At 41.6% G+C, this 23,621-nt stretch carries 23 protein-coding genes and 1 pseudogene; 11 read left to right on the top strand and 13 right to left on the bottom strand.

The genetic code is table 11. The annotated features are described in order from the left end of the window. Positions 1–26: 26 nt before the first annotated feature. The 3 genes from C2M25_RS19065 to C2M25_RS19055 form a co-directional block, all read right to left on the bottom strand. Positions 27–551: an RNA methyltransferase gene (locus C2M25_RS19065; protein WP_054552060.1), complete on the bottom strand. Its 525-nt coding sequence runs from the start codon at positions 549–551 to the stop codon at positions 27–29. Then, positions 551–1,048 (bottom strand): YcgN family cysteine cluster protein, encoded by a 498-nt coding sequence (locus tag C2M25_RS19060; RefSeq protein WP_105173481.1) that lies wholly within the window; start codon positions 1,046–1,048, stop codon positions 551–553. The genes C2M25_RS19065 and C2M25_RS19060 overlap by 1 nt, the downstream gene beginning before the upstream one ends. Before the next feature lie 343 nt (positions 1,049–1,391). Further along, positions 1,392–3,215 (bottom strand): DUF885 domain-containing protein, encoded by a 1,824-nt coding sequence (locus tag C2M25_RS19055; protein ID WP_105181891.1) that lies wholly within the window; start codon positions 3,213–3,215, stop codon positions 1,392–1,394. A gap of 147 nt (positions 3,216–3,362) precedes the next feature. Here C2M25_RS19055 and C2M25_RS19050 point away from each other — a divergent pair, with 147 nt between their 5' ends. The 4 genes from C2M25_RS19050 to C2M25_RS19035 all read left to right on the top strand — a co-directional run bounded on the left by C2M25_RS19050 (position 3,363) and on the right by C2M25_RS19035 (position 8,710). Then, a complete protein-coding gene (locus C2M25_RS19050) occupies positions 3,363–4,631 on the top strand; it encodes a Xaa-Pro dipeptidase (protein ID WP_105181890.1) in 1,269 nt (422 codons plus the stop codon). A 196-nt stretch (positions 4,632–4,827) separates the two neighbouring features. Next, complete coding sequence (locus tag C2M25_RS19045; protein ID WP_105181889.1) at positions 4,828–7,239, top strand: TonB-dependent receptor; 2,412 nt, start codon at positions 4,828–4,830, stop codon at positions 7,237–7,239. 194 nt (positions 7,240–7,433) lie between these two features. Then, complete coding sequence (locus tag C2M25_RS19040) at positions 7,434–8,126, top strand: AHH domain-containing protein (protein ID WP_105181888.1); 693 nt, start codon at positions 7,434–7,436, stop codon at positions 8,124–8,126. Next, positions 8,123–8,710, top strand: coding sequence for a hypothetical protein (locus C2M25_RS19035; protein ID WP_105181887.1), 588 nt, complete (start codon positions 8,123–8,125; stop codon positions 8,708–8,710). Before C2M25_RS19040 ends, C2M25_RS19035 begins: the two co-directional genes overlap by 4 nt. A 245-nt stretch (positions 8,711–8,955) precedes the next feature. Here C2M25_RS19035 and C2M25_RS19030 read toward each other — a convergent pair whose 3' ends face one another. The 3 genes from C2M25_RS19030 to adhP form a co-directional block, all read right to left on the bottom strand. After that, the gene (locus tag C2M25_RS19030; protein ID WP_105181886.1) at positions 8,956–9,942 is read right to left on the bottom strand and encodes a hypothetical protein; all 987 of its coding nucleotides are present in this window, start codon (positions 9,940–9,942) and stop codon (positions 8,956–8,958) included. Positions 9,943–10,060: 118 nt separating this feature from the next. Continuing rightward, positions 10,061–10,468, bottom strand: coding sequence for a hypothetical protein (locus tag C2M25_RS19025; protein WP_105181885.1), 408 nt, complete (start codon positions 10,466–10,468; stop codon positions 10,061–10,063). 366 nt (positions 10,469–10,834) lie between these two features. Then, positions 10,835–11,845: an alcohol dehydrogenase AdhP gene (gene adhP / locus C2M25_RS19020; protein WP_054552054.1), complete on the bottom strand. Its 1,011-nt coding sequence runs from the start codon at positions 11,843–11,845 to the stop codon at positions 10,835–10,837. A gap of 250 nt (positions 11,846–12,095) precedes the next feature. Here adhP and C2M25_RS19015 point away from each other — a divergent pair, with 250 nt between their 5' ends. After that, positions 12,096–12,653: a GbsR/MarR family transcriptional regulator gene (locus C2M25_RS19015; protein ID WP_055021667.1), complete on the top strand. Its 558-nt coding sequence runs from the start codon at positions 12,096–12,098 to the stop codon at positions 12,651–12,653. Between the two features lie 211 nt (positions 12,654–12,864). Here C2M25_RS19015 and C2M25_RS19010 read toward each other — a convergent pair whose 3' ends face one another. Continuing rightward, a complete protein-coding gene (locus C2M25_RS19010; protein ID WP_105181884.1) occupies positions 12,865–13,890 on the bottom strand; it encodes a lytic murein transglycosylase in 1,026 nt (341 codons plus the stop codon). Next, positions 13,883–14,164, bottom strand: a complete 282-nt coding sequence (locus C2M25_RS19005; protein ID WP_105181883.1) for a YcgL domain-containing protein — start codon at positions 14,162–14,164, stop codon at positions 13,883–13,885. The genes C2M25_RS19010 and C2M25_RS19005 overlap by 8 nt, the downstream gene beginning before the upstream one ends. A 156-nt stretch (positions 14,165–14,320) precedes the next feature. Between C2M25_RS19005 and minC the strand changes: the two genes are divergently transcribed. Genes minC through minE form a run of 3 tightly spaced genes read left to right on the top strand, consistent with a single transcriptional unit; the run spans position 14,321 to position 16,105 of the window. Continuing rightward, positions 14,321–15,025, top strand: coding sequence for a septum site-determining protein MinC (gene minC / locus C2M25_RS19000; protein ID WP_063707426.1), 705 nt, complete (start codon positions 14,321–14,323; stop codon positions 15,023–15,025). A gap of 5 nt (positions 15,026–15,030) precedes the next feature. Continuing rightward, the gene (gene minD / locus C2M25_RS18995) at positions 15,031–15,840 is read left to right on the top strand and encodes a septum site-determining protein MinD (RefSeq protein ID WP_063707427.1); all 810 of its coding nucleotides are present in this window, start codon (positions 15,031–15,033) and stop codon (positions 15,838–15,840) included. A gap of 1 nt (position 15,841) precedes the next feature. Continuing rightward, positions 15,842–16,105, top strand: a complete 264-nt coding sequence (gene minE / locus C2M25_RS18990; RefSeq protein ID WP_054552047.1) for a cell division topological specificity factor MinE — start codon at positions 15,842–15,844, stop codon at positions 16,103–16,105. Positions 16,106–16,143: 38 nt separating this feature from the next. Here minE and C2M25_RS18985 read toward each other — a convergent pair whose 3' ends face one another. Together C2M25_RS18985 and C2M25_RS18980 are read right to left on the bottom strand one after the other, a co-directional pair. Then, positions 16,144–16,560, bottom strand: a complete 417-nt coding sequence (locus C2M25_RS18985) for a GNAT family N-acetyltransferase (RefSeq protein ID WP_105181882.1) — start codon at positions 16,558–16,560, stop codon at positions 16,144–16,146. Between the two features lie 73 nt (positions 16,561–16,633). Continuing rightward, positions 16,634–19,423, bottom strand: a complete 2,790-nt coding sequence (locus C2M25_RS18980; protein ID WP_105181881.1) for a TonB-dependent receptor — start codon at positions 19,421–19,423, stop codon at positions 16,634–16,636. Positions 19,424–19,813: 390 nt separating this feature from the next. On the opposite strand from C2M25_RS18980, the gene C2M25_RS18975 reads away from it, so the two are divergent. Together C2M25_RS18975 and C2M25_RS18970 are read left to right on the top strand one after the other, a co-directional pair. Further along, positions 19,814–20,542 carry a copper homeostasis protein CutC gene (locus C2M25_RS18975; RefSeq protein WP_105181880.1) on the top strand — a complete coding sequence of 243 codons (729 nt, stop codon included), beginning with the start codon at positions 19,814–19,816 and terminating at the stop codon, positions 20,540–20,542. Between the two features lie 2 nt (positions 20,543–20,544). Continuing rightward, positions 20,545–21,405 carry a BadF/BadG/BcrA/BcrD ATPase family protein gene (locus tag C2M25_RS18970; RefSeq protein ID WP_105181879.1) on the top strand — a complete coding sequence of 287 codons (861 nt, stop codon included), beginning with the start codon at positions 20,545–20,547 and terminating at the stop codon, positions 21,403–21,405. On the opposite strand, the pseudogene C2M25_RS18965 reads toward C2M25_RS18970, so the two are convergent. Next, positions 21,402–21,863 (bottom strand): annotated as a pseudogene (locus tag C2M25_RS18965) (helix-turn-helix domain-containing protein); the annotation flags it as partial. The gene C2M25_RS18970 and the pseudogene C2M25_RS18965 overlap by 4 nt on opposite strands. An 85-nt stretch (positions 21,864–21,948) precedes the next feature. Further along, entirely contained in the window at positions 21,949–22,530 is a 582-nt protein-coding gene (locus C2M25_RS18960; protein ID WP_105181878.1) for a hypothetical protein, read from the bottom strand. 482 nt (positions 22,531–23,012) lie between these two features. Between C2M25_RS18960 and C2M25_RS18955 the strand changes: the two genes are divergently transcribed. Further along, positions 23,013–23,264 (top strand): hypothetical protein, encoded by a 252-nt coding sequence (locus tag C2M25_RS18955; RefSeq protein ID WP_105181877.1) that lies wholly within the window; start codon positions 23,013–23,015, stop codon positions 23,262–23,264. Here C2M25_RS18955 and C2M25_RS22110 read toward each other — a convergent pair. Further along, on the bottom strand, positions 23,261–23,621 hold a 361-nt coding region (locus C2M25_RS22110), incomplete at its 5' end, for a helix-turn-helix domain-containing protein (protein WP_234003612.1). The genes C2M25_RS18955 and C2M25_RS22110 overlap by 4 nt on opposite strands.

Here is a 23,621-nt window from a genome sequence, read left to right as displayed (position 1 = left end):
TTTTGAGTTTGAATCTAAAAAGAGCGCTATTTAGCGCTCTTTTTTTGTTGCCATTTAAGTGAGTTGTTGGTGTCTCGACTATTGCAAATGGTGTCGTTTGAACTCTCAATACCACCGAGTTTGGCTAGTCGGTCGTAAAGCACAACATTGCAGGTTGCGGCTAGGTTCATACAGCCTATGGTTGGCACATACACTACTTCATCACACCATTTCAGCACGTCTTTACTGACCGAGCCATCTTCTGGGCCAAATACATAAAATGCATTTTCAGGGTGCTTAAATTCAGGCAGTGGCGTTGCACCTTCAACAAGCTCAATCACCACCGTTGTGGCACCTTCAGGCTTAGCTTGCTCTAGGCTTTCAACTTGCGTAAGTGGAATATGCTCAAGCACATTTTTGGTATCAGTATGGTACTTATTAGCGCGTAAATAGCGGCTACCAGTAAAAAACACCTGCTTGGCATTGTAACAACCCGCGGCACGTAATACCCCACCCACATTGGTTGGGCTTTTTGGGTTTAACAGGCCAATGCTTGCTTTAAGGGCGCTCATTAATCAATGTCTCTGGTTGGCCACTCGGCCACGTAAAGGTCAAAGTCATCTAGGTCTACGTCACAGTCTTTCACTGTTTTGTCACGCACAGAAATACCCAGCTCATGCATTAAATCTTTACTGCCACCGTTTAGTAACGGGTGCCAAGACGCAAGGCCACGGCCTTCGTAAAGGCGACGGTAGCTACAGCTTTGCGGCATAAAAAAGATATCTTTGAGGTTTTCTTTAGTGAGCTTAACACATGAAGGCACCAAGGTTTGGCGGTTCGCATATTCGCTACACCCACAGGTGTCGTTGTCTAGGTATTGGCAAACGATATTAGTGAAAATGAGTTCTTCACCCTCGCGAAGTTGATCCGTTGCGGTAAATTCATCTTCGTCTTCACTGTCGATAAATGTGTTTAAACAACATTTACCACAGCCGTCACAAATAGCTTCCCATTCGGGTTGTGACATTTGCTCAAGCGAGCGCTTAAGCCAAAATTGATCTTCTAACATGGTATTACTCAAAGCCCCTAAACAGCGCGCATTCTAGCGTAAAGCCAGCATGCGCGCAAAGTTTAGCGTGTTTGGGCGATACCCAAGCCATCTCAAGATGCAGAATTCAGCGTTTCACAGGTGCCTTAATATCTAGGCGTTACTTTGCAAGAATGGCATTCCCTTTTAAGAAGTAACAACGATGAGAGTAAGTGCCTGTGAAGCGCCCAAAGGGTTGGTTTAAAAGTGATTTATACTGCGTTATTGATTTTAACAATAGAACCACTATTACTTGCAATCAATGCCTTGCCTAAATCGCTTTTAATTCCAACTGAAACTCGCACCTTGAGGTGGTTTGGGTATTTTACTTTTGCTCGTTAACCCAACGCTTAATTTTTTCTTCAAGAATTGGCATAGGTAATGCGCCATCAATCAGAACTTGCGTATGGAAAGCTTTAATGTCGAACTTATCGCCTAGCTCTTTGCTAGCGTAGTCACGTAGTTCTTGAATTTTGAACTGACCTAACTTGTACGACAGCGCTTGGCCCGGCCATGCAATGTAACGCTCAACTTCGGCAATAATGTCGCTTTCGGCCATTGATGAGTTAGCCAACATGTAATCAATACCTTGTTGACGTGTCCAACCTTTTGCGTGGAAACCAGTATCAAGCACTAAGCGCATTGCACGTAATTGCTCATCTGATAAACGGCCATACCACATGTAAGGGTCGGTAAATAAGCCAAGCTCTTTACCTAAACTTTCTGCATACAATGCCCAACCTTCTGCAAATACCGTGTAGCCACCAAATTTACGAAACAGCGGTAGTCCTTCAATTTCTTGTTGCAAGGCAATTTGAAAGTGGTGACCCGGTGCGGCTTCGTGAATAGACAAGGTTTCAAGCAAAAACTTAGGCTGTGCTTTTAGGTTAAAGGTATTAATATAGAAAATACCTGGGCGGGAGCCATCTGGTGCTGGCGACTGGTAAGATGCACCCGCAGCAGATTCAGCGCGGAAGTCTTCAACTGCTTTAACAACGTATGGCGCTTTTGGCGCAATATCGAACATTTGCGGCAGCTTAGCATCAATCTTTTCTTTTACAGCTTCGTACGCGGCAATTAACTCTTCTGGCGTATCGTAGTAAAACTCATCTGAGGTTCTTAGGTGTTCAAAAAACGCTTTTAAATCGCCTTCAAAACCGACTGTCTCTTTGACTTTTTTCATCTCAGATAAGATGCGCGATACTTCGCTTAAGCCAATGTCATGAATTTCATCGGCGTTTAAGCTCAGCGTTGTATGCTGTTTAATTTGGTACTCATACCACGCTTTACCATTTGGTAGGTCGCTGTAACCAATGCTTTCACGGGCATTTGGAATGTATTCATTCGCTAAAAAGTCAGCCATTTTTTGATACGCAGGCACTAAACGCTCGCTGATCATTGCCGTGTACGCGCTTGTTAGCTGTGCTTTTTGTTTGTCGCTGAAAGACTCAGGTAACTGAGCAATTGGCCCCCAGAATAATGACTCTTCTGGTTTTTCTACGATATGAGTTTGAAATTGTGGTAATAGTTTTTCAGCAAGCGGTTTAGGAAGAACCACCTTGTCTTTAATGCCTTGGCGCATTGATTGTTCAACACTGTCTAACCAAGCGATGAAACCGTCAGCACGTTTTTCAAATGCTTGATAATCTTCAACCGTGTTAAAAGGTTGTGCGCTTTGCCCAGAACCTAATGCAGCAAAGGTATTATGTGCCCCACCCATTTGGTTAATTGGCATTAAGTAACTTGGAAACTGAGCGCCTTCAATCGCAAGGTCTAAATCGCGGGCTAGAATTTCGTAGCTCAATAATGACTGACCCTTTAATTGCGCTTTGTCGATATTTGCTAGTTTGTTCTTGTATTCTTTAACAAAGTTAAGCTGCTCATCGCGGTTTGCTTTACTAATAGGTGCAATAAATTGGTCGTTATATTCGCTACGGCCAATGTAAGTACCACCAATTGGATTAAACTTTAAGCCTGCTTCAAAGTAGTCTGCTAGTAATGTATCAAGTTGCTCTGTGGCTGACGTTGCGCTTGGTGCTTGTTTGCTCACTTCTTGAGTTGGTTTTTCGTTGCTTGGCGTTGATTCATTACAACCAAGTAATGCAAACATCACTGCCGAACTAAGTAGTGCTAGTTTTACGTTTTTCATTCTTTCCCTGCCCTTATATTAAGTACGCGTAAATTATGAGGGTTTAGTTCCCTATTTAGCAAGTATCGCTGCAACTTATCGCAGTTTATTTACACTTTGCAAGCTGATTGCTAGAGTGGCGGCTCGACTTACCAATTTTGAATAAAAATGAAAAAGACAGCTCTTGCTATTAGCCTAGGCCTAGCTTGCCTAACCTCTTTAAATACCTACGCAACCACCTACTTATCGGCAAAAGCCATGGTAGATGTAAATTCAGGTAAACTGATTAAATCACCACTTATTAGTATAGATAACGGTCAAATTACAGCTGTACAAAGCAATAAACAGCCAAACTTAAAAGACGGCGATAAGCATATTCAATTATTAGAACTGACTTTGGTGCCGGGTTTAATGGATATGCATGTGCATTTAACGAGCGATCCTACCGTGCCGCGCAGTGAGCGAATTGGTCAATCGATTCCGCGTAAAGCAATTAAAGCGGCACACTTTGCCGAAAAAACACTGTATGCAGGTTTTACAACGCTGCGTAACTTAGGCGCAGAAGGCTACAGTGTGATTGCAGTACGCGATGGCATTAACGCAGGCGATATTGTTGGCCCACGTATCTGGGCGGCTGGCCCGTCTTTAGGTGTTACTGGCGGTCACTGCGATAACAACCGTTTACCACCAGAAATGAAATACACCGCCGAGGGCGTTGCTGATGGCCCATGGGCTGTGCGCGCTAAAGTGCGTGAAAACATTAAGTACGGTGCCAATGCCATTAAGTTTTGCGCTACAGGCGGGGTATTTTCAAAAGGCACAAAAGTCGGTATTCAACAATATAGCCAAGACGAAATGAACGCCATTGTTGACGAAGCTCATTTACGTGGCCTAACCGTGGCAGCCCATGCGCACGGTACCAGTGGTATTAAAGCAGCCATTGTTGCCGGTGTAGACAGTGTTGAGCACGTTAGTTTTGTTGATGACGAAGCCATTAAACTTGCCAAAAAACACGGCACTTGGTTCTCAATGGATATTTACAACACTGAGTACACGCTTGCCTTTGGGGAACAAAACGGGGTTGCAGAAGAAAACCTCAATAAAGAACGCCAAGTATCTAAAAAGCAACGCGATAGCTTTAGCCGTGCAGTAAAAGCAGGCGTAAACATGGTATTTGGTACCGATGCAGCAATTTACCCTCATGGCGATAACGCGAAGCAGTTTTCGCGTATGGTTGAATTTGGTATGACACCACTGCAAGCATTGCAGTCTGCCACCATCAATAGTGCTAAACTGCTAAAAATGGATGATCAACTTGGGCAAATCAAAAGCGGTTTCTTAGCCGATATTATCGCCGTTAAAGGCAACCCGCTTGAAAACATTGCAGTACTTGAAGATGTACAATTTGTTATGAAAGACGGCAAGGTTTTTAAATAAGCTATTATGCTGGCTTTGCATGAGTGGAGCCAGCAACCCTCACTTGTATCTATATCGTGAACAAAATTACCAACCATAAAACCAGTTGTTAGCAACTTGTATCTAAATAAAGAAATTACCCAAAACAGATAAATAAAACTTGAAATGAAAATAGCTCGCATTATCATTGCCGAAAAATTTCGACAGTTTACCTATAATGACGACACATAAATACTCAATTTTAGCCCTAGCCTGCTTAAGCGCATTCAATGCAAACGCCAACGATTTAGAGTCAGTTGAACGTATCACCGTTTACGACAAACAAAACCGTGTAGTACTTGATTCGGGCCTTGCCACTAAATCAAATATGACCCTAATGGAAACGCCAGCCCCGGTTGTAGTTGTTGATCAAGAACTTATCAACTCGCAAGGCGCAACAAACTTACAAGACTTAGTGCGTAACATCAGTGGTGTAACCCAAGCCGGTAATAACTACGGTATTGGCGATAACTTAGTGATCCGCGGTTTAGGTGCAAACTATACTTACGATGGCATGTACGGCGGTGCAGGCCTAGGTAACACCTTTAACCCTACACGCTCAATGACCAATGTTGAATCTGTAGAAGTACTTAAAGGCCCTGCAACGGGTTTATATGGTATGGGTAGCGCAGGCGGTGTTATCAACCTTATTGAAAAGAAACCACAATTCACTGAAAAACACACCGTTAATGCAGAGCTTGGTCAATGGGATAGTTACTCATTAGGCTTTGATAGCACAGCGGCATTAACCGACAACATTGCTTATCGCGTTAACGCAAAAACCGCTCGCAGCGATGGCTACCGCGACTTAAAAGACGACCGCGATGAAATTTATGGCGCATTAAAATACGTATTAAGCGACAAACAAGACATCATGATTTCTGCCGCTTATATCAAAGATGCCATTGCCGTTGATTCAATTGGCCACCCTATTCGTATTTTTAACAGCGACTCAGTGAATGGTAAAACCGCAGGTGAAGTAACCGCTGCCGATTTAATTAACGATGCAACGGCAAAAGGCCTGCAACTAACCGAACAGCAACGCCAACAATTAGCAGACTCACTGGCAGCAAATGATGGCCTAACGCCTTACACCTTTGGTCATAACGGTATAATCTCGCCAATGGCAAATGATAACGAAGGCGAAGAGCTACGCTTTAAGTTAACCCATAACTACTTCATCACTGATAATTTATTTTTAAATCAGCAACTACAATACCGTAATTACGAATCGAGCTTTGCCCGCCAAACGGGTGCTTATAACTATGTTTATTGGAACCGTAATGGCGTGATCAATGCTGATCCGCGTGCTCCTTTAGTGGTTGATGACGTACTTTACCCATTTGCCGCGCGTCGCCAAGAATACCGCCAAGTAGAAGCAAACGAAAAATCATGGCAATACTTTGCTGACTTGCGTTATGACTTTAGCTTTGCCGGTATTGATAACGAACTACTGGTAAACGCCAACTACGAAGACCGCGATATTCGTTTTAAACAATATTCAATTTACGATGCTGATCAGGTCATTAAAAACAAAGATGGTGAGGTTATTTACCAAGGTCAATTACCTTACATTTTTGATATTCGTAACCCGAACTGGGGCGAAGGCAGCTTTTTTGATTACGATCCGCTAAAAACCAGCGATTACAATAAAAAGGTTCAAGCTTGGGGTGTGGGTATTCAACATGTTGCCTATATTCACGACACATTCACTACCCGTGTAGGTGTTGCGTTTAACCGTATTAAACAAAGCTACGAACATTTTGGTGTAGATGCGCGCTACCGCGCCAGTGCCGCCGAGCCAACGCCAGAAGCAGATACATCAGACAGCGGTATGACCTACAACCTAGGTGCAACCTACAAACTTAGCGATGATATTTCGTTCTTTATAAACCACTCTAAAGGCCGTACAGCTTACAGCGTACTTGGTAGTGTATCGGGTAACGAAGCTGACCGCGATGACGCCGAGTCTGTCAGTAACGACATTGGTATGCGTGTAAAAGCCTTTGAAGATCAACTACTAGCCTCACTTGTGATATTTGATAGTGCCCGTACAAACCTTGAGTATGCCAACCCAGATTACGAAGCCGGTGTGTCTGATCCATCAGTACCAAAGAGCTTTTACGATGGTGAAGAGCAAACCAAAGGCGTTGAGCTTGATTTAAATGCCGATATAAACGAGCAATGGAAACTTAACGTAAACGCGGTGTATCAAGACGCTCGCGATAAGAAAAACCCTAACTCATCATCTTTCGATACTCGCCAAAAAGGTGTGCCTTATGTAACAGCAAGCAGCTGGTTAAGCTATGACGCTAAATGGTTTGATTTAGCCGAGCCACTGACAATTAGCGCAGGCGTGCAATATGTTGATGACCGCAGCACTCATTCAACCTCGTTTGGTATACCTGATGGCTACGTACCAAGCTACACGGTGTACGACGCTGCAATTCAATACCAAACAGATGATTGGAAACTACAGTTAAACCTAAATAACTTGTTTAACAAAACCTATTACTCAAAAGCCATGTTCTTAGGCGGTATGCCAGGAGAAGAGCGTAATGCTAAATTAACCTTTAGCTACACACTTTAATTGTGAAATAAGAGCAAAAGCGCGGCTTAGTTAAGCCGCGCTTTTTTTGTTTTAGTGCAACGCCCCATTTAAAAATGAATGCGTTTCTTCTACTAACTGGTTTCGCGAGTTGGATATGCCACGTTTAAAATTGCACCGCAAAATTCTATTTGCTATTTTACACGCTCATAAATGGATAATTTAAGGATTTAAGGATGAACCCACTACAGCAATACCCTATGCCAGATCGACCAAGTAACCCAACCCCTTTAGAAATGGCTATTTATAATTATGAATTACTGGCCAAAAGACACTATGACGATAAACGCCGTAAATCTGCTGCGTCTAAAGAAAAGCTTCAAAGAGATTACGAACACTTACAAAAAGAACGCAAACGTTTAGAGTATTTGCTTATCGCACAACAAAGTTTAGAGTCTTACCGATCTGAAAGTGAAAGTTCTTCTGTTAAGGAGTTAGCAGAAGAAGATCATCACCCAACTGAAAAACTTGCAAAGTTTCTGCGAGCAGCAGGCGAGCCAAAACCAACTTCAAATCATGAAGCTCATCATATTGTGTGTGGTAAGGGCCGCTATTTGCAGCGCCTTACATATGCCGCTCGTTTAAGAATGCACTCATTCGGTATTGGTATTAATGATCCGACAAATGGGGTATGGCTGAGAAACTTTGAAAAAAACAAATCAGATGATTGGGCTACACCTGATACTGTTTCACACAGAAGGCTACACCGCCATAATTACGAAGTTTGGGTGTCTACTAGTTTAAGAACCAAAGTAAATAAACTTGATTTTATAAATGCATTACGTGGCGTGAAAATAAAAATTAAAAATCATATGATGCCAGCCAACGTTATGTTACCCAAAAATGTTAAATGGGATGGCAAATCATGAAACTGTTTTCATTAAAGCCTGTAACTAATTCTTACGACATGGTTGAGTGGGATATACTTTCATTCGCAGATAAAATACAACCTAAGTTGCCATCCAATCAAGATGCTTGCATGTTCTTACTTGATATACATATGAATAATGACTCTTTATTGGAGTATTGGCCTGAAGGGTATGAGCTATCTTTTTTACCTGAGTACTTAGAAGATAACCATGATATCAGCATCATGGATGGATTTATTGCTCTTCGAATGAATGCCTATGAAGTTTTAAAAGACTTGTTAACTCCTTTAGGGGAGTTCATTGAAACAAAGGCTGATGGTGAACCAATTGTAATTTTTAACTTGCGTACATTTGGACAAGAAGATGAAGCTAAATGTGAGCGTGAATATTTAGATGGTTACCCGCTAGATTATACTAAGATTGCTTTTGTCAATGACGATGTAAAGAATAAGCCTGTCTTTAAAAGCAAGTTTACCGGTGGTTCTCGTTTGTATTGTACAGATGAGTTTAAATCTACTGTAGAAACTAATAATTTGACTGGTGTCTTTATTGACGAAGATCTTAATAATATTTTTTCTAGTTAGTAATGTTCTTAGGCGGTATGTCAGGTGAAGAGCGTAATGCTAAATTAACCTTTAGCTACACACTTTAATTGTGAAATAAGAGCAAAAAGCGCGGCTTAAGTAAGCCGCGCTTTTTTGTTTTGTTTAGTGAAAGCGAGTTTGAGTAGTGGCTTGTTTTTGGAAAAATGTATGTTAGAACGTCGACTGTATCAGGTAAATTTTAGATAGAAATTTCTATAGGGTAGCTCCTAAATCAGCTACGCAGGTCACTGCGTCGGCTGCATTTTTTTGTTAAGCATTGTCGGAGCGCCGATCATGACTGTGTGCAGATCACCATGTGGCGCTTCAAGCGTACGCTCAGTAATTTCGAGCTTAGCTCCCTTATTAATTGAGGGAACAAATACAATGCCATGAACCAACTTTGTAGCGATCAGATAGTGACGAAGCTGCTCTAGGCCCTCACGAGCTCTTCGCTTCCATTCTATAGATGGCCTTTTCATTTCTACAATCACTGAGGATTCACCTTTTTCCAGTAGAAGATCAAGACGCAACTTCCCAGACGCATGGTCAATCGCTTTTTCCGTTGCTATTTTTATCTCTGGATCAGCTGCCGAAATGAACCCTGATAGCTTTCCTAATAACTCATACTCTCTAGGTGATTCCATGCCATCCAACTCTTGACTAAGCTCTGCGGAAAAATGAGTCAGTAATTCAATACATTGCTGCATAAACCCTAAACTTTCATAATTATCAACATCAGAGAATACCGATTTAGAAAGGTGGCTCAATCTAGCCTTTTCCATCTCATAAGCGTGTTTTTCTAGCATTTGATCAAGAAGAATGTTGAAAAATGCTGAGACGCTCACGATCGCCAATAAAGCTTCTTGTGAAGAGAAGAATAGCTGATAATCGTGAGTCGATTTATTTCGCCATTCAGTTCGATAATTAGTGAATTGATTCAGAACACGCTCTTTTAGCACGTTACTACTTTCAAAATACTGTTCAATTTGAAACGGAGTTTTTCTGGCTGGATCTGAAGAGTTTAGGACGCGATAAGCTTCTTTCAGCGCACCTTCAAAAGCCTGATTAGACCTATAAATAACATCGGTAAACAGGTGCTCCCCATTTTCACGCCCCTGCTCAAAATGAAGCTCTGCAATTTCAATATGATGGATTACAGCATCCAGGCCTTGTTGTGATTGAGTTCCTGAAAATGAGCTAGATTTTGATTTTATAAGTTTAAGTAAATCCATGATCTCTCAAGTTCTGATGCTTATCGCCCCAAGCAGGTGCAACTTTTAAGCTGGCTAAATAAGTAGCGAAGCAACGGGAGCTAGTTTAAAGTTGTCCCGTTGATTTGGCTTGTTAGGTTTACCAATCTTCTTCATCTAATTCTTCTTCAATAATTTCAAACTGACGTTCTGGGCCTAATAATTTAGTTTTAACATACGAGACTACAAATCCTACAGAAGCTAAAACAGCCATACCACAACCAATGATTGCAGCAAATATAAACATAAGAAAGGTAACTTCTTTCTCGAGCCAAGGAAACATTTTTGCTAGCAGATATATAATTGCAAAAGCGTATATGAATTGGAAGAGCCAACTTAGAGCATACTTTATTTTTCTAGCTTTAAATGCGGAAAGGTATTCTCCATCTTTAGGAACTGGTCCAAACCAAATGAAAGCAATTTGACTGGGAATACTCTTATAGAAGATATTCAAAACGAGCAGCACCGTAAAAGCTACAACATAAAACATCGCAATTTTCTCAGTCATCAAGGGAAACCTAATATGTTTATAGCGAGCTAATCGCGCATTTTTCTACAACAGCGTAGCTCGTTTTTCTTATTAGACTATTTTTAACAAACTTCTTAACTAATTGCCAATACTACTAAAATGCAGTGGTTCTAGCTTTTGTCCTAGGATAATAATGAACGGTAGGATCGTTTTCTGACTATGCAATAATAAACTTTAACGAAATAGAAATGCAATTGTGAACGGCCGAAGTTCGCTCTTTTGAAAAATTCGCCTAAACACGTATTAAGGTAATAAAGAGTTACTGTACCTGCTTTTTATCATATGAAAAACTGCCAGATTCAATTGAGTCACTCAACCAAACCTGACAGCATTAACTGACTCAGCTTAAAGCGTCATCACGATTCGGCCTGTGATATCGCCTTTTAGCATGTCGTCAAAAATATCGTTGATATCTTCTAGGCGTTTTTCTTCAATAATGGCTTTAACTTTACCTTTAGCAGCAAAGTCTAGGCATTCTTGTAAGTCTTTGCGCGTACCAACGATAGAGCCTACAACAGACACACCATTTAATACGGTATCAAAAATTGGCAATGGCATATCTTCGGGTGGTAAACCTACAAGCACGCATTTACCGCCACGGCGCACGCTTTTATAAGCTTGCTCAAAACCGGGTTTTGATACTGCCGTACACACAACGCCATGTGCGCCGCCCACTTGTTCAAAAATGGTTTCTGAAGGCACTTGCTTCATAAAGTCTATGGTGATGTCTGCGCCAAGCTCTTTGGCAAGTGCCAACTTGCTCTCGCCGGTATCAACGGCAATTACATTAAAGCCCATTGCTTTCGCGTATTGCACCGCTAAATGGCCTAGGCCGCCAACACCGACAATTGCCACCCAATCACCCGCTTTGGCATCAGTCACTTTAAGCGCTTTATAGGTTGTAACCCCCGCACAGAATAATGGTGCGGCTTCTGAAAAACCTAATCCTTCAGGAATTTTAACCACGTAATCGCCATGGGCTACACAGTACTCGGCGTAACCTCCATCAACTGAATACCCAGTGTTGTGCTGCTCAAGGCATAAGGTTTCTTTACCTTCTAAACAAAACTCGCAATGGCCACAGGCGCTATATAACCAAGGAACACCGACACGGTCGCCTACTGATAAGTGTTTAATGTTTGCGCCTACTTTTTCGATAGTACCTACCCCTTCATGGCCAGGTACTAATGGCATTTTAGGTTTGACTGGCCAATCTCCATGACAAGCATGTAAATCTGTGTGGCACACCCCACATGCGGCAATTTTAACTAGCACATCGTTAATTCCCACCTCTGGGCATGGGATATCTTCGATAGTTAATTTACCTTTGTACTCTTTATTTACTGCAGCTTTCATAACCTTCCTCCATGGTATTATTGGATTTCAGCCTATACGATAAACTTATTAACTGTCACTATTATTGATCCACATCAAATAGCTAATCACTACGGCATTTAATTGAACTATTGTTTAAATTCAATAACTTAAATTTAAAATGTGGCGTATCTACACTTTAGTAGTAGCAGATTGCATAGTGGCTATTTCTTTTAGTTATACCCCGAGCGTGCTAGCATTTAATTTCTGAAATTTTTGAATACTAAAAATTATGAGCCTATCTGAAAAAAACTTAGCTTTTGTTATGCACTGCGGTGAAATGGGTAGCCGTTGGGGCTTTAACCGCACCATTGGTCAAATGTGTGGATTATTAACCATTACTAAAGAGCCAATGACCGCCAATGAAATTGCCGATACCTTAAGTATCTCGCGCGGAAACGTCAGCATGGGCATTAAAGAGCTACAGTCTTGGCGCTTAATTAAAGTGCATCATATTCCCGGTGACCGTAAAGAATACTACGGCCCTGCTGGCAGCATTTGGGATATGGCCAACCGCGTATTCGAAGAGCGTAAAAAGCGCGAGATAGACCCAACCCTTAGCCTTCTTCGCGATAACATTTTAGAAGAAGCCCACACTGACGATGAGCGCTTTGCTCAACAGCAAATGCAAGAAATTCACGACCTGCTCGAAACCGTTACTAAGTGGTCAGCAGAGCTACAACGCTTAAGCCCTGAACAACTTCAAAGCCTAATGAAACTAGGCTCTGGCATTGGAAAAGTACTTGATTTTAAAGACAAGATTTTGAAAAAACCGGGGAAAGGGGAATAAGTTAGCGAGTTGCTAGGGGCGAGAGTAAAGTTAGCGAGTTACAAGGGGAAAGTTAGCGAGTTACAAGGGGAAAGTTTCGAGTTACAAGAGTAAAGTTTGTAGGAGGCGTTTTAACGCCCAATAAGTTACAAGTTACAAGAGTAAAGTTAGCAAGTTGCTCGGGTAAAACTTATCGCTTTACCCTTGATACTTGCTAACTTTTATTACTCGATTACTTAATCGCTGGGTAACCGATGCGATCTGATAAGTAACCAACACTGGTTGCAAAGTAATACGAACGATTCCAGTGCATAAGTGCTTTGTAGTTATCGTAGGCTAGGTACATACGACCATTGGTATCATCTGGCATTACCATTGCGGCGGTTATGTCCACATTTGGTAAGTCGCTGCCATCCATTTTACGCACACCAAGAGCTTGCCAGTCTGCAAGGCTGCGCTCTGAGTTTTTCCAATACTCTAGCCATTGACTGCGGGTTTTAGTGCCACGCTTAAGAATGTTTGCGTTATCAAAGCCTTCAGGTAATTTAACTTGGCGACCCCAGGTTAAATCATCGTTCCAACCTTCTTGCTTAAGGTAATTAGCAATTGAGGCAAAAGCGTCTTCTTCTGTGGTCCAAATGTCTTTACGACCATCACCGTTGTAATCTACAGCGTAAGCGTTAAATGAGGTTGGCATAAACTGTGTTTGACCCATTGCACCAGCCCATGAGCCTTTGAACTTATCAAGGGTAATGTGGCCCTCTTTTAAGATATCAAGCGCTGCCCAAAGTTGGTTTTTGTACATGGTTTCGCGGCGACCATCAAAAGCAAGTGTGACTAATGATGCAATTACACTGTGACCACCTTGGATTTTCCCGAAGTTACTTTCAAGGCCCCAAAGTGCCACAATAAAACGCGCTTGAACGCCGTATTCTTTGGCTACTTTTTCAAGTACGTCTTGGTGTTCTTTGTATAATTTACGGGCGCGGTCAATTTTCCATTGCGGCACACGTTTAGGTAAATAGGTTTCGAGGGTTTCTTTTACTTCTGGCTGATTTTTATCTGCTGAAATAACTTTCTTTTTAAATTTAGCCGTTGCGAATGCTTGGTCGATAAGTGCTTGATCATAGCCCTTTTCAATCGCTTCTTTTTTTAATGCAGCAACGTAAACGTCAAAATCAGCTTGTGTCTTTTCTTCTGCCAATACTGAAGTGCTTAATGAAGCACTGAGTAAAATAACGGCAAGTTTTTTAATCACTCTCAACTCCCTTGTCTTTTTTAAATTGGGTTAACAGATTTTCTTCCGGCGGAGGTAATTGCAAGTAAAAGCCTTTATCAATTAACGCTTGCTTAACCGTTTCTAAATCTGCCACGCCTAACTCTTCACGGCTTGCTAGATTGATGATCATCACATACTTAGGTTGACCGAACGTTTCTAGTAAAGGTTCAGGTACGCGAGAGAAATCATCTCTTTTTTCTACAAAAAGGTATGTATCCGCTTTTTTAATACTTTTATACACCGCAGTTAGCATTATGACCCTATAATATCTTGCTTAACGAAGGCGCACACTATAACATGAGTCATATAATAAGTTAGAAAAAATAGATTAGATTTTTACTGTATATGCCTTGTTCAGCCTGTGTTTATACTTAAATAATGCTAATCCAGACAATTCAATTGAGCGTGTATGTCGGAACAAATTTTTGAATTAAAAGGGAACCTTTTTACGTTATCTGTTTTACATTTATTTTCAGCAGATACAGCCCTTTTAAGTAAGCAGTTAGATGAGAAAATCGCCCAAGCACCTAAGTTCTTTGCCGGTGCGCCTATCGTAATCAACTTAAGCGACGTACAAGATGAAGCGCTTGATTTCTCTTTCTTAAAATCAATGTTAAGTGGTCTTTCGTTAAACCCGGTTGGGGTTTGTAATGGCTCTCAAGAGCAAAACGAAATCGCAAAAGCTGCGGGCCTGTCGGTGTTAAATTATTCACAAGACGTTAAGGGTGCGACCGCTAAACAACAAACAAATACATCTATCGTTGAAAAAACCGTTCACCTGCCTGCGCAAGTTATTCATGGCACTGTACGTTCGGGCCAACAAGTGTATGCTAAAGACCGCGATTTAATCGTGATTGGCGCTGTAAGTCATGGTGCCGAAGTGATTAGCGATGGTAATGTGCATATTTATGGCACCTTACGCGGCCGTGCAATTGCAGGGGCAAAAGGTTACAACGAAGCAAATATATTTTGCCAAAAATTAGAAGCAGAACTTGTTTCAATTAATGGTAGTTATTGGATCAGCGACTCTCTTCAGGGTGAACACTGGGGCAGCGCAGTACAAATCCAACAAAAAAATGATTCATTAGAAATTTCAGCTTTGGTTAAAGGATAAATCTCATGGCAAAAGTGATTGTCGTTACTTCTGGTAAAGGTGGTGTTGGTAAAACCACATCGAGTGCTGCGATTGGCACAGGTTTAGCGCTTAAAGGCTTTAAAACCGTTATTATCGACTTTGATATTGGTCTGCGTAATCTTGACCTTATCATGGGTTGTGAACGCCGTGTTGTTTATGATTTCGTAAACGTAATCAATGGTGAATCAAACCTAAATCAAGCACTTATTAAAGATAAGCGCGTCGATAAATTATACATTTTACCTGCCTCACAAACACGTGATAAAGACGCCCTAACCCGTGACGGTGTTGAGCGCGTACTTAACGAGCTGAAAAAAGATTTTGATTACATTGTATGTGATTCACCAGCGGGTATTGAAGCCGGTGCAATGATGGCAATGTACTTCGCTGATGAAGCGATTGTAACAACGAACCCAGAAGTATCATCAGTACGTGACTCTGACCGTATTCTTGGTATTTTACACAGCAAGTCAAAACGTGCTGAAGAAGGCCTAGAAAGCGTAAAAGAACACCTACTATTAACACGTTATAATCCTGAGCGTGTTGAAAAAGGCGAAATGCTTTCGGTAGAAGACGTACAAGAAATCTTAGCGATTAAATTACTGGGCGTTATTCCAGAATCACAAGCTGTACTTAGTGCATCAAACTCTGGTCAACCGGTTATCTTAGATTCGGAATCGGATGCAGGCCAAGCGTATACAGATGCTATCAATCGTTTATTAGGCGAAACTGTTGATTTTCGTTTCTTAGACGTAGAGAAAAAAGGCTTATTCAAACGGATTTTTGGAGGTTAATGTGTCTTTACTTGACTACTTCCGCTCAGAAAAGAAAAGCAGTGCGTCATTAGCAAAAGAGCGATTGCAGATCATTGTCGCGCACGAACGTTCACAGCGTGGTACACCAGATTACTTACCACAGCTAAAACAAGACATCCTTGATGTTATTCGTAAGTACGTGAATGTAAACACTGATGCAGTTCAGGTTCAGTTTGATCAAAACGAAGATGACTTAGCAGTACTTGAGCTAAACGTCACCTTACCTGACGAAGAAAAGAAATAGTCAAAATTGGGCGCTTAGTTTTTTAACAGCGCCCTTTTTTATTTCTGCCACTGCATATGAAACTCATAGTCGTCTTCGCCTAGCGTTTTAAACCCTGCCCGTTGATATAATCCATACGCTGGATTCGCTTTTAGCACCGTTAAATTAATCTCTGCTGTTTGCGCTTTGAGTGCGTCTAACACCTTAGTGCCTAACCCCTTGCCCTGCTCTTTAGGTGCAATTTGTAGCTGTAACAAACTGATAGCTTGATCACTCACGATGAACTTTGCAGCGCCTACACATTGCCCATCATTTAACACTAAATGACTGTGCTCAAAATGTTCTGCTACTCTTGCTTGATGCTGCTCAAGTGATAAAAATAACCCTTGATTCTCTAAGTGCTCAACCATAGTTTTTAATCTCAAGTCGAGTAAATAGGCTTTGTCTTGCTCTGTAGCTGCTACAAATTCAATCATTATTGTCTTAAAAAAGAAAAAGGTACTTTAATAAAAGTACCTTTTTAGGTTGCAACAAACAACATGTCTTGGGTTAGAAATTATAATTTGCGCCTAAGTAAAAACGACGACCCGAATATTGGTTATAGGTAAAGCGATTACTTTGCTTCCAATAGCCTTCTTCTATTTCTTCAGTTAGGTTCACCACTGACGCGGTAAACGAAAGATCCTCTGTTAGGTTATACGAGGCATTCACATCTAGCTGACCATAGTCTTTGGTATACAAGTTGTAGCCTTGGTGAATCCCGTTGGCACGGTCATCTTTCCAGTTATATGACGCACGAACACTAAAGTCGTCATTCTCAAAGTACACCGACACATTATATTGGTGCTTAGCGGTGCCTGGTATTTCGGCCTCTGTTTTTTGTCCGTCTGTCGAGACTTCGCTGGTGCTGGTATCTGTGTAAGTATAGTTAGTTAAAATACCAAAACCATTATCGAACGAATGCTGGAAGAACAGCTCTAAACCTTCTGATTTTGCATCACCCCCACCCACTTTGGTGTTCATTTCGACTTCAATTGGGCCGTTACAACAATCATGTTCACGCTCTACAATTTCTACCGTCGAGATTGGTAAATTAGAAATATCTTTAGAGAATAACGTGGCACCCAGTGCAGAGCCATCGCCGTAATACCATTCAATGCCTAAATCAAATTGGTCAGATAACATAGGCTCAAGCCCTGTGTTTACCGAGGTACCATTACCACGGCCTGTCCATGAATCAGGCGAGTTAATGTTCACAGGAGGACCGTATGACTCTGCTTGGCTTAAGTCTGAATAGCTCACTCTTGCCATAGTACGTGCTGCTGCAAAGCGCACCACTAGATCTTCGGTTGCATCCCATGCAAGGTTAAAGCTTGGTAATACTTCACTGCCATCGCTACTGCGCTCATTTGGCTCCGTGTCGTCATCGTCTTGACCAATTACATCATCGTAGGTCAAGGTGCTCAGCTCTGTATTTACATAACGCACACCGACATTACCGCGGAAATCTTGCCATTCAAAATCAGCTTGGGTGTAAACAGACCAAATTTTTTCTTCTAAAGCATAAGTACCCGAAAGTGTTGGCACCACTGTCTGACTAAAGTTTTCTTTTAAGTAATCATCCAGCGCTCCAAAGTCAAACGCTAAGAAGTTAAATGCGCCTGTATCACCTGCACTGTTATCAACCACATGGTCGCTTACCAATGTTGGCGCATCTGGGTGAAAATCTGGATTATGGAACCACTCAGTGCCTGGCAAGTAACCGCGGTAACCGCCGTTATCAGCAATGCCGTCATCCCAACGAAAGTCGTTACGAATGCCTTTAATTTCGTGGTCGCGGTATTTACCACCCACATAAACACGAGTGAAAAAACTGCCATCAAGGTCAAATTTCACATCTGTTTGAAAGTAATCTTCTGAGTCTTCATTTTCAGATGAGTATGAGTCAAACCAATCGTAATATTGATATGCTTCTTTATCAGTGGCTAAATCAGTCGACACTTCGTAGCTTGGTTTTCCGTTTTCAATTGACCACAACCAGCTGTTTACTGAGCCTAAACGTGCATCAATATTGGCGTAGGTTTCTTTTGAGGTTCCGCCTTCTGCTTCAGTATGACCAAGTTTTACTGTAATGCTGTAAGTGTCGCCATAATAAGTACCTTCAAAATCATAGGTGTTTGATTTTGACTCGCCATAACGCTCACGCCCTGTTAACTGCGGCGATAACAAACCACGGCGAACAGCCACACCGTCATTTACATCGGCATCCCCCCAGTTATTATCATTAAGTAAACCATTATCGCCATTACCGTAGGCAACCACGGTATCACCATCAAGTACAATGCCGTAATACGGGTTGTGGTTATCGTTCCACTCGGCAAAAGTAATACTTTGCCCTGTTTGGTCGTAGCCTAACTTGGCACCAAAATAGTTAAAGTTTAAATCAAGTCTGTCACTCGGTGCCCACTGCACAGCGACTTGATAACCATCGCGTGTACGGTCTTGGTTTGAGTTATTAACACTCATCGCACGAGGTGCCCATACATTGTTGTACACTTCGCCAGTGGCTTGGTCTACCAGCGCTGGGCGCTCTGCCCCTTCAACGGTATCTGAGTGAAAACGCCAGTGTGATGCGTTGTTAGTGATGGTTGTTACGGTGCGATCTTGACGAGTAAAACCGGCCAGTACACCAAAGTTTTCGTCGTCATTTTTCCAAGAATACAGCACGTTGACTTGCGGCTTAGTGTCTTCAGACACATCATCGTAAGTCACCTCTGCACTTAACGCCCCTGAATTTGCTTCCATCTCAAGCGGTTTTCGGGTGTGTAAAATAACCGTACCACCAATACCACCTTCATCGATGCGTGCTTCAGCACTTTTGTACACTTCTACACTTTTGATCATGCTTGAAGGCAATAACGTGTAATTAAAACTACGGGTAGGAGTACCAGAACCTGATGAAGCAATATAGTTACCGTTTAATTGGGTGAGAGTCCAATCCGGTGACGTACCACGAATACTCACGCGGCTACCTTCGCCACCGTCGCGGTCAATCAAAACGCCCGATACACGTTGCAATGAGTCAGCGACATTTTTATCTGGAAACTTACCAATATCCTCTGCGGTGATTGCATCAACTGTTGCCGTTGAAAGTCGTTTTATTGCTAAGTTTTCTGCGGTTGAAGAACGAATACCTCGTACTTCAATCACTTCTACATCATCATTAGCTTGCTCTGCTGCATAGCTTGTATTAATTGCAGCCAGTAGCGATATTAAAATTGCATTACGCTTAAAATGCCTTCCTTGCCCTTTTGTTTTTATTACAGTTTGCTTGCCCATGCCTATCTCCAGTTGTGTGTTCTGTTTTTGTATAAGAGGTTTTAGCCTCTGCAAAAACGATTTATTGTTGTCGGTTTTTAAACTGATTTTCGGTAGTTAACAGCTTGTTAAACTCAAACTCAGAATAGGGTGAGCGGTCAAAAAGTGATAATAAAAATTCGGTGAGAGATATGACAAAATCGGCGTTAGGAATATTTTATATTCATTTTTATATTTTCTGAATTATAGTTAAGCTCAGCGATTTTCAGTTTTCCGGCTCAGCAAAACAAACTCAAAATCTCATTTAAAATATTGATAATAAATAATAATTAGAAATTCCATGTATTTGTTAATCACTCACAAATTGAGTAACTAAAAAATAGGTGTAATAGATATGGTAAAAACACGCCCATGAACAATGGTAAATTTCTTGAAGTATGCCTAAACGAAGGGAGCTTAAAGCAGCTTGCTAACAACATTTCAATGGCTAGTAACTTAGGCGCGAAACGCTTTGAGCTATGCAGTAATTTACACCTAGGCGGCTTAACACCAAGTGTTAATGCGATTGACTGTGCTGTGAAAAACCTGACTAATAGTGCAGAGTTAGTGGTGATGATACGCCCCGAAGCAGGCAACTTTTTTGTTAGTGCTGAATGTCGCAACCTATTGCAAAAACAAATTACACTGGCAGCGAACGCGGGGGCGCATGGGGTGGTATTTGGTGCAATTAAACACGGCGAACTTGATTTAGAAGTGACCCGCTCTTTAGTTGCCACTGCCAAACAGCATGGCCTGATGGTGACCTTTCACCGTGCATTCGATATCCTTACAAACCCGTTAAACGCACTTGATAAATTGATTAGTTTAGGCGTTGACCGCATCTTAACAGCAGGCACGCCGTGGCAAAGCGGTCAACGTGCTGTTGATGGTCTAAATCAGCTCAACACATACTTAGCACACAGCGCTAATCAGATAGAAGTTGTTATGGGTGGTGGCGTTACTTTAGAAAACGCGCCAACACTTTGGCAATTAATAAAAAACCATTCAGCAAAGGCAGCTGTGCATGTACACTCATGCGTGCACAACGAAAATGGTGCAATTAATGCTGAGGCTATCAATAAGCTTCTTTCAAAGGATTAAGCATGGCAATGTATTTTTTAGGTATTGATGGCGGTGGCAGTAAGTGTAAAGTTCGTTTAGAAAACGAAAACGGCTCATTGCTTAGCGAAGCCATAAGTGGCTCAGCAAACGTGGCCACCAGCTGCCAACAAAGCCAAGAGTCAATACTGCACGCTACTGAACTTGCATTTCATGAAGCTGGGCTTGCCTTAAGCGAGCTGAAAAACACCTATGTGCATGCCGGACTTGCCGGTGCTAATATCGACTCTGCCTATCAAGCTATGACCAAATGGCAGCACCCTTTTGCCAAATTTACCCTGTCAACAGATATGCTGATTGCCTGTAAAGGCGCGCATCAACACCATGATGGTGCGGTGATTATTCTGGGCACAGGCTTTTGTGCGGGTTACCAACAGCAAAACCAATTTAGCGAATTAGGTGGCTACGGATTATTACTAAGCGATGGTGCCAGTGGTGGTTGGTTAGGTTTACAACTTTGCCGTAAAGCATTTTCAGTACTTGATGGTGTTGCGCAAAGTTCTGCAGCAATAAATACCCTACTCACCCAGCTTAATTGCGACTCAAGCCAAGCGTTAAGTCAGCGTTTAATATCAGCGCGCCCTGCAGAGCTTGCCAAATTTGCGCCCCTAGTTTTTAGCCATTCTGACGATGCTTTTTGTCAGCAATTAATCAATGAAGCGTGCGCATACATTAGCCGCTATATCGCTTACTTTGAAAAACAAGGTATTACAAAAATCACCATGATGGGCGGTATTTCTAGTGCCATTACCCCTTACTTAACTGATGCCAGTAAAGCGCATTTAACTCCCGCCCTTGCCAGTGCAGAGCAAGGGGCTATTTTAATGGCGAGAGAGGCAATTTAATCGCCTAATTGCGAGCGCATTTGTGAGGGAATTTCACCAAACAAACGCCGAAATTGTTTGCTGAAGTAACTCGGTTCAGAAAACCCACACTGGTAGGCCACTTGTGAAATGGGCAGTTGCGTTTCAATCAGTAGCTTGCGGGCATTTTCGAGACGCACTTCGTTAATAAATTGATTAGGTGTTTTTGCTAAATGCTTTTTAAAGCGGCGCTCTAAAGCACTTACCGACAAGTGTGCAAGCTCTGCTAATTCATCAATGCTGATCTGACGATGATAATGCTCGCGAATAAATTTTACCGGCTCTTCAATTGCCCTTACATGAGATAGCGCTTTTGAGGTTTTTTGTAAATGTCGGGTCACTCCGTAAGTGCCAATCACATTGCCATCGTGATCTTTTAAAGCATGCTTTGATGTAGAAAACCAACCAAGCTCACCTTGTTGGGTTTGGTTCAGCTCTAAAACTAAAAACGATTATTCTTAATGAAAACTTGGGTTTTCAACATTCTCCAATTAATGCTAATAGAGCCTTAAAAATTAACTACGGTTAATTTTGAGAAAAAGAAAAGTACCATCCATTGCTTAACTTCATATCAAAATTAATATCATCTTTAGTATCTTTTCTCTTTTTAAACGCATGGACTATTTTATTATAGGGGATAGGTTGAACTACATTAAATTTTAATGAATACACTGTAGCACTACCTCCTAGGCCGAATGCGTCATATATAACCTCTAATGAGCATTCTCCCCTTACATTGGAAATGGATATTGAGTCTCTTCCCAATGCACGAAGAGTACTTTGAATATCAAAATATTCAGAGTTAGTTTCATTGACAGAAATTACTAAGAAGTCTTTGTTTTCTTGTCTGGGAATCAAACAAGATTGCTCAGCTAATGATTGATAAGTGTCAGCATTATCATAATAATGCTGAACCACTTCTCCATCTGTTACAGGGTACTCTGAACATGCAGACAAGAAAAGCCCACATATAATAACTGAATATTTTTTAAAAAACATCATCACTAAACCTCTAATAATTGACGACAAACTCTTAACTAGTGAAGCAATATGTTGGGTATCCCCTTGAACGAAACACCATACTCCACCTAAGCCGCCACCACACATGTCTGTACTTGGTTCCTTTCAAATCGCCCAAACCTTCGCCACCTCCACCACCAGAGCCGCCAGTAGTTGAGTCGTTTGAAGCATCGTTTAATGTGGAGTGATTGGCAATTGACTGTTCATCTAAACAACTTACATAGTTTGAGTCATTTTGATTATTAGAAAAGACTTTAACATAATAGTTTATACCTTCATGACTTCTAGGGGATCTCCCGTGTAGTCGCCTGAATTAAAAATGAAATCAACAGCACCTTGAAACCATCCTTTACTTGGTAACTTTGTGTTCCAGCGGATAAACGAATAATAGCATCCGCTAACATTCCATAGCTCTTAGGTTAGCACCATATAAGAAATTCCTCATAAACGAGGTACCAGCATAGTCCGATTGGCTACTGTGAACAACAACCAAAGCCCCACCAAAATTGTGCATCGCATAACCCCTAGAAACTATTGCTGTAATAACAGCGCCTCGATGGATAAACTAATTGCTTATTTTTGCTGCCCAATTTAGCCATTCTGACGATGCTTTTTGTCAGCAATTAATCAATGAAGCGTGCGCATACATTAGCCGATATATCGCTTACTTTGAAAAACAAGGTATTACAAAAATCACCTTGATGGGCGGCATTGCCAGTGCCATCACGCCTTACTTAACTGATGCCAGTAAAGCGCATTTAACCCCCGCCCTTGCCAGTGCAGAGCAAGGGGCTATTTTAATGGCAAGAGCTGCAATTTAATCACCTAATTGCGAGCGCATTTGTGAGGGAATTTCACCAAACAAACGCCGAAATTGTTTGCTGAAATAACTCGGCTCAGAAAACCCACACTGGTAGGCCACTTGTGAAATAGGCAGTTGCGTTTCAATCAGTAGCTTGCGGGCATTTTCGAGACGCACTTCGTTAATAAATTGATTAGGTGTTTTTGCTAAATGCTTTTTAAAGCGGCGCTCTAAAGCACTTACCGACAAATGCGCAAGCTCTGCTAATTCATCAATGCTGATCTGACGATGATAATGCTCGCGAATAAATTTTACCGGCTCTTCAATTGCCCTTACATGAGAAAGCGCTTTTGAGGTTTTTTGTAGATGTCGGGTT

The organism is Pseudoalteromonas sp. T1lg21, assembly GCF_002964625.1.
Classification (GTDB): domain Bacteria; phylum Pseudomonadota; class Gammaproteobacteria; order Enterobacterales; family Alteromonadaceae; genus Pseudoalteromonas; species Pseudoalteromonas gelatinilytica.
This window is presented reverse-complemented; position numbering and strand designations above follow the sequence as displayed.